Annotated in this window: 10 protein-coding genes; 4 read left to right on the plus strand and 6 right to left on the minus strand. The window is 58.1% G+C overall.

The features are described 5' to 3' along the window. Positions 1 to 422 precede the first annotated feature (422 nt). Together ACIOWL_RS05860 and sufU are read left to right on the plus strand one after the other, a co-directional pair. Positions 423 to 1715 carry a SufS family cysteine desulfurase gene (locus ACIOWL_RS05860; protein WP_400382612.1) on the plus strand — a complete coding sequence of 431 codons (1293 nt, stop codon included), beginning with the start codon at positions 423 to 425 and terminating at the stop codon, positions 1713 to 1715. A 1-nt stretch (position 1716) separates the two neighbouring features. After that, the gene (sufU, locus tag ACIOWL_RS05865; protein ID WP_400382614.1) at positions 1717 to 2163 is read left to right on the plus strand and encodes a Fe-S cluster assembly sulfur transfer protein SufU; all 447 of its coding nucleotides are present in this window, start codon (positions 1717 to 1719) and stop codon (positions 2161 to 2163) included. Positions 2164 to 2236: 73 nt separating this feature from the next. On the opposite strand, the gene nhaA is transcribed toward sufU, so the two are convergent. Together nhaA and ACIOWL_RS05875 are read right to left on the minus strand one after the other, a co-directional pair. Continuing rightward, positions 2237 to 3583, minus strand: coding sequence for a Na+/H+ antiporter NhaA (gene nhaA, locus ACIOWL_RS05870; RefSeq protein WP_400382616.1), 1347 nt, complete (start codon positions 3581 to 3583; stop codon positions 2237 to 2239). Positions 3584 to 3754: 171 nt separating this feature from the next. Then, positions 3755 to 4249: a DUF2505 domain-containing protein gene (locus ACIOWL_RS05875; RefSeq protein ID WP_400382617.1), complete on the minus strand. Its 495-nt coding sequence runs from the start codon at positions 4247 to 4249 to the stop codon at positions 3755 to 3757. A gap of 245 nt (positions 4250 to 4494) precedes the next feature. On the opposite strand from ACIOWL_RS05875, the gene mfd reads away from it, so the two are divergent. Then, positions 4495 to 8109 carry a transcription-repair coupling factor gene (gene mfd, locus ACIOWL_RS05880; RefSeq protein WP_400382619.1) on the plus strand — a complete coding sequence of 1205 codons (3615 nt, stop codon included), beginning with the start codon at positions 4495 to 4497 and terminating at the stop codon, positions 8107 to 8109. Positions 8110 to 8238: 129 nt separating this feature from the next. On the opposite strand, the gene ACIOWL_RS05885 is transcribed toward mfd, so the two are convergent. Continuing rightward, positions 8239 to 9300 carry an NAD(P)-dependent alcohol dehydrogenase gene (locus ACIOWL_RS05885; RefSeq protein ID WP_400382621.1) on the minus strand — a complete coding sequence of 354 codons (1062 nt, stop codon included), beginning with the start codon at positions 9298 to 9300 and terminating at the stop codon, positions 8239 to 8241. 31 nt (positions 9301 to 9331) lie between these two features. Further along, entirely contained in the window at positions 9332 to 10582 is a 1251-nt protein-coding gene (locus ACIOWL_RS05890; RefSeq protein ID WP_400382623.1) for an MFS transporter, read from the minus strand. Between the two features lie 134 nt (positions 10583 to 10716). Between ACIOWL_RS05890 and ACIOWL_RS05895 the strand changes: the two genes are divergently transcribed. Further along, on the plus strand, positions 10717 to 11601 hold the full coding sequence (locus ACIOWL_RS05895) for a helix-turn-helix transcriptional regulator (RefSeq protein ID WP_400382624.1): 885 nt from the start codon (positions 10717 to 10719) through the stop codon (positions 11599 to 11601). A gap of 115 nt (positions 11602 to 11716) precedes the next feature. Here the strand turns inward: ACIOWL_RS05895 and ACIOWL_RS05900 are convergent, their stop codons facing one another. Both ACIOWL_RS05900 and deoC read right to left on the minus strand, forming a co-directional pair. After that, the gene (locus tag ACIOWL_RS05900) at positions 11717 to 11974 is read right to left on the minus strand and encodes a hypothetical protein (protein WP_400382626.1); all 258 of its coding nucleotides are present in this window, start codon (positions 11972 to 11974) and stop codon (positions 11717 to 11719) included. 34 nt (positions 11975 to 12008) lie between these two features. Continuing rightward, positions 12009 to 12695 (minus strand): deoxyribose-phosphate aldolase, encoded by a 687-nt coding sequence (deoC, locus tag ACIOWL_RS05905; RefSeq protein WP_400382627.1) that lies wholly within the window; start codon positions 12693 to 12695, stop codon positions 12009 to 12011. Between the last annotated feature and the right edge of the window lie 45 nt (positions 12696 to 12740).

Below are 12740 nucleotides of genomic sequence, written 5' to 3' on the forward strand. Positions count from 1 at the left end.
TGTTTTCGTCACAGAACGCAACAATTTTTGAGAGGTTCTCCACGTAGCCCGGTGGCCGTTCGGGGATGCATCCCCGCATCGTTGACGATGTCCTTCCCGCGTGTTCACGTTCAAGGATCTGTTCACCGCAACGCGGTTGAAGACGTATCAGCGCACGCACCTCGGAAAAATCCGCTGGATGCGGGTTACTGTCACCACCCTTAGTGACCTGCACGTCGAGTCGCAGGGGTTGCCTGCAGGTTGTTTTCGAACTCCGCGTCAGCAACCTTAAGGCAGAACTTACTAAGGACTAGCTTAGGTGTGTATCGAGTAGCGGAGTGGAATAATTACCTAATGTACCTATTGCCTAATCGCATAGAAGCTGGTCTGACGGCTGAGTGCGGGGTGATTCACGACGATAACTCGGAGGACCTGTGCACACCATGACTGGTCAAACTGGAGCGACTGAAGCGCTCACCGCCAAAGAGGTAGCACGGATCAAGGCGGACTTCGAGATCCTTGAGCGCCAGGTCAACGGCACCGATGTCGTCTACCTGGACTCCGGTGCCACAAGCCAGAAGCCCCGGTGCGTTTATGAAGCAGAACAGCACTACTACGAGAACGCCAATGCGGCGGTGCACCGCGGTGCACACACTCTTGCTGTTGAAGCCACGGACATTTTTGAACAAGGCCGCGAAACTGTGGCGAAGTTTATCGGAGCCAATACGAACGAGCTCGTGTGGACTTCCAACGCGACCGAAGCGCTCAACCTGATCAGCTACTCGATTTCCAATGCGTCGCTGGGACGTGGGGGAGAAGCAGCCGCGCGCTTCCGAATCGGTCCGGGTGACGAAATCCTCACCACCGAACTCGAGCACCACGCAAACTTGATTCCGTGGCAGGAACTCGCGTTCCGTACCGGTGCCACCTTGCGCTATGTCCCGATCGCCGAAGACGGCTCGCTGCGATACGACCTGATTGATTCCTTGGTTACCGAGCGCACCAAGCTCGTGGCCTTTACCCATGTCTCAAACGTCTTGGGGACCATCACCGACACCAAACGATTTGTGGATGCTGCCCGCAAGGTTGGCGCATTAACGGTCTTGGACGGTTGCCAGTCAGTTCCACACCTGCCGGTGGACGTCAAGGCCCTAGACGTGGACTTCATGGCATTCTCCGGGCATAAGATGCTCGGTCCCACTGGGATCGGCGCACTCTACGGCCGAGAAGAACTGCTGAACACGATGCCGCCGTTCCTTACCGGCGGCTCCATGATCACCGTGGTGGATATGGAGCATGCCGAGTACCTCCCAGCCCCGCAACGCTTTGAAGCCGGCACCCAACGGACCTCCCAGGTTCACGGCCTGGCCACCGCAGCCAGCTACTTGGACGAAATCGGCATGGACCGCATCGCCGTGTGGGAAGAGCACCTTGGAAGCATGCTGTACCAGGGGCTATCGCAGCTGGAAGGGGTCCGCGTTTTCGGACCGGTTGATGCCAAACGTATCGGTACCGTGCCATTCGAAGTTATTGGAGTGCATCCCCACGACGTTGGGCAGTTCCTCGATTCACGAGGCATTGCGGTACGTGTTGGCCACCACTGTGCACAGCCGCTGCACCGCGCACTGGGAGTCACTGCAACCACCCGTGCCAGCACCTATCTGTATAACACCGAAGAAGATATCAAAGCCTTGATCGAGGCAGTGGCTTCGGTGCGCGAATATTTTGGAGTCTAAAGTGAACGAACTCGATCAGCTTTACCAGCAGGTCATACTTGACCATTCCAAGCGCCGCATTGGCTCGCCTCTTGTTGATCCTGCTGACGGCCACCGCCACGGTGAATCGCACCAGCATAATCCCATCTGCGGCGACCAGATTCGCGTGCGTGTGGAGTTGGATGGCGAACAATTCACCTCGATGAGCTGGGAAGGTGAAGGCTGTTCAATTTCCATGGCCTCTGCCTCAGTCCTTAGTGAAATGCTGCCAGAGCTCACCCGTGAACAGTTCCTGGACAAGCTCGAAGTCTTTCGCGAAATGATGCGTTCCAAAGGCGCCATGACACCTGATGAAGAGGTCTTGGAGGACGCTGTGGCCTTTGTCGGGGTCTCTAAGTTCCCAGCGCGCGTCAAATGCGCCATGCTCGCCTGGGTGGCCACCGAAGTCGCCATGCTGCAAGCGGCGTAACGTCAAAAGTACAACAAAACGTCACCGGCTCCAGAGGAACGGGTGACGTTTTGATTCAACAGGCGATCAGTAGTTAGTTGTTGTCATCCTGTTGGTAAACATCCGGGATGCCGTCATGATTATCATCGCGACTCTCGCGGGCGGCGATCTGCTTGTAACGGCGATTGCGAGGAACTAGCCATAGGGCACCGAGGATCGCAGCAACAAAGGAGCCTGCCAGGATGGCAACCTTCGCATGTTCGTAGTGTGCGGATTCCAGGCCAAAGGAAAGCTCCGAAACCAACAGCGAAACGGTAAAACCGATACCTGCCAACAGCGTGACTCCAAAGAGATCACCCCACTTGGCATCCTTGTCCAAGGACGCTTTGGTGAATTTCGTCAGCACCCAGGTGGAGCCCATGATACCGATCGGCTTGCCCAGCACCAGACCCAGCACGATTCCCCAGAAGACCGGATCCGAGAGCAAACCGCCACTGCCGGAATCGGGGGCAATGACAGTCACGCCAGCGGCGAAGAACGCGAAGACCGGAATACAGAAACCTGAAGACAACGGGCGGAAACGGTGTTCGAACTGCTCGGCTAGACCGACACCCTCACGTCCGTCGGTGCGTTTTACCGGAACACAGAAACCTAAGACCACGCCGGCAATCGTTGCATGGATACCTGAACCGAAAACGAAGATCCAAGTGATGACGCCCAGCGGCAACAAGATGACCCAGGCGGCCCACAAACGGGTGGCAAAAAATTTGCCCAGGGTGCGTGCCAGCACAGTGAACAAGATGATTGGGATCAATGACAGGGCCAAATAACCCAGTTTGAGGTCGTCGGTGAAAACAACTGCGATGATGACAATCGCGATCAGGTCATCAACGACGGCCAAGGTCAGCAAAAAAATGCGTAATGCGGTTGGCAAGGACGAGCCGATCACCGCTAAGACCGCCACCGCAAAAGCAATGTCTGTGGCTGTCGGGATGGCCCAACCTTGCATCAGTTCACCGCCACCGGAGAGCGAGGCGATGGCGACAAAAATTAATGCCGGGACTGCAACGCCGCCAAAAGCAGCGGCCACAGGTACCGCTGCGGTTTTGAGGTTGTGGAGATCGCCGATGACAAATTCTTTTTTCAACTCCAAACCGGTGAGGAAAAAGAACACCGCCAGCAGCGCGTCTGCCGCCCAATGTCCAACGGACAGATTCAGATCAACACCGAACAACGTGGGACCAAAATGGAAATCACGTAACGCAAAATAGGACTCGCGGATTGGTGTATTGGCCCAGATCAGGGCGAGTAGCGCACCGACAATCAGTACTAGACCGCCGACGGTCTCCTTACGCAGGATATCTCCAATACGTACGGATTCGCTGTAGCTAGGTCGGGAAAACAGGTTCTTAGATGAACCCGACGTTGGGGTGTTGGGCATGTGTTGCACTCGCTTTTTCGTTAAATGAACATGTCACGCCGACCAGACTTCCCGGCACACCTATACCAACCCTAACGCATGAAACGGCCCTAAACACTGATCCCCGGATAACCGCTGCAAACCAGCGGGTCCGGGGATCGGTGTTCAGACGTTTCGACTACCGTCGGATTCCTACTTTGAAAGCCAGGCGTTAACCTGAGAAGCCTGCAAGTTCAGGGCCTTGCCGAGGTACGGTTCAGCTGCCGAGGCCAGCTTGCCACCAATGAATGGGATCGACGAGGAGACTTTCCCCTCAATGGCGAATTCGGTGGTCTCGCCCTGAGCGGTCAGCTTTTCGCTTCCCGAGACCGATACAGGTACACCGGCTACATCGATCTTCACCGTTGCCGAACGGTTACCTGCCGCATCCGGAGCGCTCCACTGCTCAACCTGGGTCACCTGGATCGAGGCACCGACAAACTTGCGGGCAATGTCCGGCACACGGTCGGTGGGCATGGCGCGAACGGTGGTCAGGGTGAAAGCTCCGGCGGTATCACCACTGACGGTGAAGTCCTGCAGGGTGCCGTTGGCCAGCGAGGTCAGGTGCTCAGCGAAGCCGCGGTCTGCCAAGGTGGCGATTACCTGATCGGCTGGGTGTGCGATCTGAGTGCTTGCGTTCAATGCCATGAATGAATATCCCAATCTAGAAATCTGGGCGGCCCGGGCAGCCGGCGATTACCGGTCCCAGGTAATGGACACTCCTAACCCTATCCGTTCACCTCGATTAGGTAGGCTAGGAAAGCACCAAAACAAAATATTGGCATCGTGTCCGGCCGCTTAGTAGCTAAGCGGTCGGTGTTCGTGGTGTCATACCGGGCTCAACACCTTTGGCGTGTTGACCCATAACTTGCCCGAGAGGACACGAAAGCCGCATGAGCCTAGTTGGACTTCATGATTTCCTGCGCGAAGAATCATCATTCCGCCGTATCCGTCAGGGCGCGTCGCAAAGTTTTTCAACGCGGAGCGAAGAGCTGGAGATCGCCGCTCCGCAAGGCATGCGTCCCATTCTCGGCGCGCACATTAGCCAAGGTCTTTCTCAGGGGCATGAGCGAGCGGTCACCTTGATTGTCACTGCCACCGGACGCGAAGCCGAAGATGTTTCGGCCTCGCTGGCTGCCTACCTTCCGCCACAACACATTGCCGAATTCCCGTCATGGGAAACCCTTCCTCACGAGCGTCTTTCCCCACGCAGCGACACCGTCGGCCGGCGCTTGGAAGTGCTGCGCCGCCTGCATGATGGCGATCCGGACCTGAAGGTCATCATTGCGCCGATTCGTGCAGTGCTGCAGCCATTGGTTGCTGGTCTGGGTGAACTGCGCCCGGTCAGTTTGGAACTAGACGCCGAGCCCGGTTTTGATACAGTCATTCGTGAGCTGGCAGGTGCCGCCTACGCGCGCGTGGATATGGTGACCCACCGTGGTGAATTTGCGGTGCGTGGCGGAATCATCGATGTTTTCCCACCAACCTTGGAACATCCGGTCCGTGTAGATTTCTTCGGAGATCAAATCGATTCGATGCGGTACTTCTCCATCGCTGACCAGCGCTCCCACGATGGCGCCGGACCAACCTCGATCATCGCGACACCCTGCCGCGAAATGCTGATCACCCCGAAGGTCATGAGCCGGGCAGCGAATCTCAAGTCAAACTTTCCTGCCGCCACCGAGATGCTCACCAAGATAGCTGGCGGCATCGCGGTAGAAGGAATGGAATCACTGGCTCCACTGCTGGTTGATGAAATGGTGCCACTGCTCTCGCTCCTTCCCGAATCCTCCATTGCCCTAGTCATGGAACCAGAACGGGTGCGTGCGCGCGCCCACGATCTGAATGAAACCAACGCCGAGTTCTTGGCCGCTGCGTGGGCTTCGGCCTCCGACGGAGCCAACGCGCCCTTGGACCTGAGCACCGCAGAGTCCGGGCGCAAACTAGAGTCAGGCGATTTTGCCTCACTGGCCCAGACCGTTGAGCACGCACGCCAAGCCAAGGTGTCATGGTGGGCGGTTACCTCGCTGGGAGCCGATGAAGAACTGGCGCTCGGCGCCGCTACGATCCGTGTGCCGGCCCGCGAGCCGCACGGCTACCAGGGCGACATCGAGTCAATGATGGAATTTATCGCGTCTCGAGTAGCGGATGGGTGGCGTCTGGTGGTGGCCACCGAGGGACCCGGCCCCGCTGCTCGCCTCTCGGAGCTGTTTGGGGAATACAAGATTCCGGCGCATCGGGTTGAGAACCTCACTGAGGAACCAACCGCTGGACTCATTGAGATCACCCAGGCCGCTGCCGGTCGTGGTTTCGTTTTTGACGAGTTGAAAACCGGGCTGCTGACCGAAGCCGACCTCCTGGGCCGTTCCAGCGCCTACCCGAATCGCAAGTCTCGCAAGCTTACGGTCAAACGCAAACGAAATGCCGTGGACCCCCTGAGCCTTCAGGCAGGGGACTTCATAGTGCATGAGCAGCACGGTATCGGTAAGTTTGTTGAATTGGTATCGCGCAAGGTCAATGGTGCTGGTGCGGACGCGAAACGTGAATACCTGGTGGTTGAATACGCTTCCTCCAAACGCGGTGCGCCGGGGGACAGGCTTTTTGTTCCCATGGATCAACTTCATATGATCACCCGCTACGTGGGTGGCGAGGCCCCGACCCTGTCCAAGATGGGTGGCTCGGATTGGGCCAGTACCAAGTCCAAAGCACGCAAGGCCGTCAAAGAAATTGCCGGAGATCTGATCAAACTTTATTCCGCGCGAATGGCCAGCCGTGGACACGCATTCGCCGGTGACACCCCATGGCAGGGTGAACTTGAAGAGGCCTTTGCCTTTATTGAAACCCCTGACCAGCTCACAGCGATCAATGAGGTCAAAGCCGACATGGAGAAGGAGATCCCGATGGATCGCCTCATCTCCGGTGACGTGGGCTTCGGCAAAACAGAAATTGCCGTACGCGCGGCTTTCAAGGCGGTTCAGGATTCCAAACAGGTCGCGGTGCTGGTGCCCACCACACTGCTGGCTTCCCAGCATTACCAGACCTTCACCGAGCGTTACTCGGGCTTCCCTGTTCGAGTGAAAACACTCTCACGATTCCAAACCGCCAAGGAATCCAAGGATATCTTGGCCGGGCTCAAAGAAGGCAGCGTAGATATCGTTATCGGCACCCACCGGTTGTTGTCCAAATCCGTTGAGTTCAAAAATTTGGGTTTGGTGATCATCGACGAGGAACAGCGTTTCGGTGTGGAGCATAAGGAAGAGCTAAAGAAGATGCGCACCAACGTGGACGTGCTGGCGATGAGTGCGACCCCGATTCCACGAACCTTGGAGATGTCGCTAACCGGTATCCGCGAAACTTCAACGCTCGCGACCCCTCCCGAAGAACGTCACCCGGTGCTGACCTACGTAGGGCCGCGCAGCGACAAGCAGATTAGCGCCGCGATCAAGCGAGAGCTCATGCGCGACGGCCAGGTCTTTTTTGTGCATAACAGGGTCTCTTCCATCGACCGGGTGGCTGCGGAGCTACGCGAGTTGGTTCCGGAAGCACGGGTTGAAGTTGCCCATGGAAAGATGAGCGAATCGCGCCTTGAACGGATCATTCAGGACTTCTGGGAAAAGAAATTCGACGTATTGGTCTCCACGACCATCATTGAAACTGGCCTAGATATTTCTAACGCCAATACCCTGATTGTGGATCGGGCCAATAACTACGGCCTCTCGCAGCTTCACCAGTTGCGCGGTCGCGTGGGCCGTGGACGTGAACGCGCCTACGCCTACTTCCTCTGGGACGCCGAAAAACCGTTGGGTGAGGTAGCTTTGGAGCGGCTCAAGGCCGTGGCCGCGCACAACGAACTGGGCTCGGGCTATCAGTTGGCAATGAAGGATTTGGAACTGCGCGGGGCAGGCAACCTGCTCGGTGGCGAGCAGTCAGGTCACATTGCCGGTGTCGGTTTTGATTTGTACCTTCGCTTGGTTGGTGAGGCAGTTGCCGATTACAAGGGTGAAGGTGAAGAAGAAGCCACCGAAATGAAAATTGACCTACCGGTCAACGCGCACCTGCCGCACGATTACGTTCCGGGGGAGCGGCTGCGCCTCGAAGCGTACCGAAACATCGCCTCTGCAGAGAGTAATGAAGCGTTGGCTGAGGTCCGCGAAGAACTGGAAGACCGCTACGGCAAACTTCCGCTGCCGGTAGAAAACCTCTTGCGTGTTGCGGCCCTGCGGATTCGCGCCCGCGCGGCGGGACTGCACGATATTCAGCAAGTGGGCAACCACATCAAGGTGGCACCGGCGAAGATCGAGGATTTGCCGGCCAGCCGCCAGGTACGTTTGGAACGGTTGTATCCGGGCTCCGCCAACAAACCTGCCCTGAACTCAATCTTCATTCCGAAACCGAAAACTTCTCCGGTGGGGGGCCGCGATCTTGCCGATGAGGCGATCTTGGAATGGGCCGAGAAGCTGCTCTACGCGATCTTTGAACCAACCCCGCCGGCAGAAGGTAAGAAGTAATTGCCCTGCGGCTCACGAACTTCGGTGAGTTCGTGAGCCGCAGGTGGCTGAAAGGTTAAACACCGCAGGCCGGACCGGCAACGTCAAAAGTTCATTGCCGGCCCGACCTGCATACTCGGTGCCCTGGCTTTAGGCCATGGTCGCGGTGTCGATCACAAAACGGTAGCGTACGTCAGATGACAGTACCCGTTCGTAGGCTTCATTGATCTGCTCGGCGGAGATGAGCTCGATATCAGCGCTCAGCGAGTGTGCCGCACAGAAATCCAGCATCTCTTGAGTTTCGGCAATGCCGCCAATCATGGAGCCGGCAAATGAGCGACGTCCACCAATCAGTGCCATGGCATTAACCGGCAGTGGTTCGGCCGGTGCGCCGACATTCACCATGGCTCCATCCACCCGCAACAGTCCAAGATAGGAACTGATCTCCAAGGGAGCGCTGACGGTGTTCAAGATGAGGTCGAAACTTCCGGCCAGCTCTTTGAAGGTCTCCGGGTTTGAGGTTGCGTAGTAGTGGGTTGCACCCAGTCGAAGCCCGTCTTCCTGCTTGCTGAGGGTTTGTGAGAGCACGGTGACCTCAGCGCCCATGGCAGCTGCGATTTTCACTGCCATGTGCCCCAAACCGCCCAGCCCAACGATTGCAACTTTTCGGCCAGCTCCTGCGCCCCAGCGTTTGAGCGGGGAATAGGTGGTGATCCCGGCGCACAGCAGCGGGGCCGCGTTCTGAAGGTTGATGCCTTCCGGAATGCTCAGCACAAAATCTTCCGTGACCACCACGTGGGTCGAATACCCGCCTTGGGTGGTGCTGCCGTCCCGGTCAACGGCTCCGTAGGTTCCCACCATGCCCTGGCGGCAGTACTGCTGGTCGCCTGCCAGGCAATAGTCGCACTCCCCGCAGGAATTGACCATGCAGCCTACGCCTACGGTGTCACCGATCTGGTGTCGGGTGACCTCTGCTCCGATTTCGGTGACAACTCCAACAATTTCATGTCCTGGAGCCAAGGGAAAAGACTGTTCACCCCATTCACCGCGAACGGTATGGATGTCCGAGTGGCAGATTCCCGAGTACTTGATTTCTATCAGTACATCGTGCGCACCGACGGCGCGTCGTTCAATTTGTGTGGCAACCAAGGGCGCGGCCGCAGCGGGCGCTGCGTAGGCAGTGACAAGACGGGTGCTGACAAGTTGTGTCATGATTTCCTTTTTCAATCGAGATATTGAGAATTTAGCTTGCGGAGGTGTCTGCGGCATTCGGTTGCCGCAGATAAGCAGTTCGCGCGCGCCAGGCCAAGACGGACACTGGAATGAGTGTCAACACCGAGCTGGCGATGCCCAAAACGATCGGGCCGAGCATTCCGAGCGGTGATTCAAGGCTTCGGCCACCGAACCACGAGGCTGCCATGGTTCCGAGGTTGAACGCGGCGACGCTGAGGGCCGACCCCAGGGTCGGTGCATTTTTGGCGTAGCGCAGGGCCAGGGAGATCAGCACGGGGTTCGCGCTGAGTCCCACAAGGCCCAGACCCGTCAGGGCCAGCACCAGGACTAGCGGACTATGAGCGGTGAGCAGCATCGTGGTCAGGAACAGCACCGTGAATGTCGGGACAATGACGGTCAGCATGTGGGGGTGCCTGTCGCCGACCCGTCCGCCTAGGAGGGTTCCGATAAAGGAGCCGATTCCGAAAACAGCTAGGATCCAGGGAACGGTTCCGGCATGGAAACCGGCGGTCTGTGTCAGCAACGGCGAAACGTAGGAGTACGCGGCCAGCACACCACCGGTGGTGGTTGCGCAGGCGGCTAAAGCCAGCCAGAGCCGTTTTGAGCGCAGCGCCGCAAATTCTGCACGCAGTGGGACGTGATGCTTACTTGTGTGAATTTCGGGTAACCCGCGCCAGATGAGGATTGCGGCCACCAGGGCCAGCAGACCCAGTGCGCCAAAGGAGCCGCGCCAACCTGCCAGCTGAGCGAAAAATGCTCCGAGTGGAACACCCAACACGGTGGCCAGCATGCCTCCCGCGGTAACAACACCCAGCGAACGGGAAGTCATTCCGGCCGGTGCTAACCGCGCGGCCACAACACTGGCCACCGCCCAAAAAGCACCGGTAGCCAGCGCGGTCACAAATCTTGCGGCGAGCAACACCGTGAAGTTGGCGCATAACGCGACAATCGCGTGGCCTGCCGCGAAGATCAGCAGTGCCAGGATCAGGGTCAACCGTGGCGAGATTCGTCGTGTGGCCATGGCCATGGTGGGGGCTCCCACCACCATTCCGGCGGCGAATACGGTGATCAGCGTTCCCGCGTCAGCCAGGGAGATCTTTAGATCGGCGGCGATATCCGGCAGTATGCCGGCAACAATGAATTCCGTGGTGAGCATCAAAAAGGTCCCCACAGCCAAAAGGTAGACCGGCACCGGGAGCCGTGCCGGCCCCTGGGAATCAACGGCCTGACGGTTTTGGTCGTGGATGGAAGATAAGGTCAAAAGCTTCTTTCTGAGGTGGTGCTAGTAGTTCCGTATTCAAGTAGACCGTCATCGAAGACGGCAAAGAAGGCTGAGTTTATAGGGGGTAGATGTTCTACCCCCTTAAATCAGCTTTAAAGGTTTACCGTGGTCTTATGAACGAGTCCAGCAATGACCGCGCCAACATCAGGGAATTCCTCACGAGCCGGCGCTCACGTATTACCCCGGGCCAGGTCGGACTACCCGAAGGCAGCCGACGCCGAGTCCCGGGTTTACGGCGCGAGGAAGTTGCCGTCCTAGCTGGTGTCAGCCCCGAGTGGTACACCAGGCTGGAAAAAGGGAACATTGCCGGGGTCTCGGTTGAAGTTCTCCAGGCGGTAGCCACCGCCTTGCAGCTCAGCGAGGAAGAACGAACCTACCTCTTGGAACTCGCCCAGTCGGCGCGGGGAACCTACCGCCGCAGCACCCGCAAGAAGTCGCAGGAGCAGCCTGCCGAACACCGTCAGTGGCTGCTTGACTCAATGACCGGCTCGGCGGCGCTGATCCGCAACGGGAGACTGGACATGCTCGCGTCCAACCACCTCAGCCGGGCCCTGCTGCGACCGATGTTCGACAGCGACACGTCCAAAGCCCACGGCTATGTGAATTTCGCGCGGTTCCACTTTCTTGATCCCGCAGCCAAAGAATTTTTCGCCGACTGGGAAGGCGGCGCGCATGCCACGGCGGCCCTGCTGCGGGTGGAAGCCAGCCGGGAACCGCATGATGCCGCCCTGCGTGAACTCATTGGTGAACTCTCCACCGTGAGCCGGGAATTCGGCGAGCTCTGGGCCAAACACGACATTCGATTCATCCATGAAGGGCTCAAGAACCTGAACCACCCGGAGGTTGGGCCACTGGAGCTTTATTATCAAACGCTGAGCACCCCGACCCAGCGCGGTTCAGAAATGCAGCTCACCACCTATACAGCCCGCCCCGGCAGCGCCGACGCGGACAAGCTTGCGTTGTTGTCCAGCCTCGCGGGAAACCATATACAAGCCTGAGCGCTTACGAATCGTTTGGGCAAAAAAGCTGCTTGGATAAAACTGCTTGGATAAAACATCAGGTTAAAACAACAGCGGGCAGGCCCGAAGGCCCGCCCGCTGCAATAGAAAACTATTACTTCTGGAACTGGGAAGCGGCTGCAACCAGTTCTTCAGCCTTGGTGCTCCGGGTCATCAGGTGCATTGGGACCGCGAAGGCAACCAGGATCAGCGCGAAGCATACGATGGTTGGAAGCCATGCGTTCTCAAGGGTCCAGAACGAGAGTGAGTACAACGCGCCAACGAAGGCTACGAAGAAGATTACGAAGGCGACCAGGTTGCCAACCAGGCGACCTTCACCGGAATGGGCAGTGTTCTTGCCGTTCGAGTACACTTTTGCTCCTTGTTGAACTTTTCGGTGCGGTTGCTCAGTAGCTGGAACCGCTTTGCTCTCCTTCTAGGATAGCAACTCCTGAGCTGGAACCTAGCCGTGTTGCACCCGCGGCGATCATCGCCCGCGCGGTTTCCACGCTGCGCACCCCGCCCGAAGCCTTGACACCCATCTCGGGCCCCACGGTGCGGCGCATCAACGCGACATCTTCCACGGTCGCCCCGCCGGTGGAGAAACCGGTGGAGGTCTTAACGAAGTCCGCGCCCGCGGCCTTGGCCGCTTCGCACGCCAGCACCTTGGCTTCTTCGGTGAGCAAGCAGGTCTCGATGATGACCTTCAAGATCGCACCGCCGTCGTGGGCGGCCTGGGCGATGGCGAAGATCTCGTTCACCAAGGCATCGCGGTCACCGCGCAGGGCGGCCGCAATATCGATCACCATATCGATTTCGTTCGCTCCATCGGCAACCGCCGTGGTGGTTTCGAATACCTTGGTTGCGGTGGCCGAAGCACCCAGCGGAAAGCCGATCACCGAACAGGTCAGCACCCCCGAATCAGCCAATTCACGGGCGACGGTTGAGGTCCACAGCGGGTTCACGCAGACCGATTTGAATTCGTACTTTTTTGCTTCAGCGCAGATCTCTACGATCTGCTCACGCGATGCGTTCGCGGCCAGCAGGGTGTGGTCAATGTAGCCAGCGATCTCGCGGGCGCTTAGTTCAGTCATGTTGTCCTCAAATTGGTGGTGCCGCAACGGCTGCGGCACCAATGC

The organism is Glutamicibacter sp. NPDC087344, from assembly GCF_044744225.1.
Taxonomy (GTDB): domain Bacteria; phylum Actinomycetota; class Actinomycetes; order Actinomycetales; family Micrococcaceae; genus Glutamicibacter.

Excerpts from the sequence above, each read along its gene's own strand:
- ACIOWL_RS05860 (WP_400382612.1), top strand. The coding sequence starts at position 423 with ATGACTGGTCAAACTGGAGCGACTGAAGCGCTCACCGCCAAAGAGGTA.
- nhaA (WP_400382616.1), bottom strand. The coding sequence starts at position 3,583 with ATGCCCAACACCCCAACGTCGGGTTCATCTAAGAACCTGTTTTCCCGA.
- ACIOWL_RS05875 (WP_400382617.1), bottom strand. The coding sequence starts at position 4,249 with ATGGCATTGAACGCAAGCACTCAGATCGCACACCCAGCCGATCAGGTA.
- mfd (WP_400382619.1), top strand. The coding sequence starts at position 4,495 with ATGAGCCTAGTTGGACTTCATGATTTCCTGCGCGAAGAATCATCATTC.
- ACIOWL_RS05885 (WP_400382621.1), bottom strand. The coding sequence starts at position 9,300 with ATGACACAACTTGTCAGCACCCGTCTTGTCACTGCCTACGCAGCGCCC.
- ACIOWL_RS05895 (WP_400382624.1), top strand. The coding sequence starts at position 10,717 with ATGAACGAGTCCAGCAATGACCGCGCCAACATCAGGGAATTCCTCACG.
- deoC (WP_400382627.1), bottom strand. The coding sequence starts at position 12,695 with ATGACTGAACTAAGCGCCCGCGAGATCGCTGGCTACATTGACCACACC.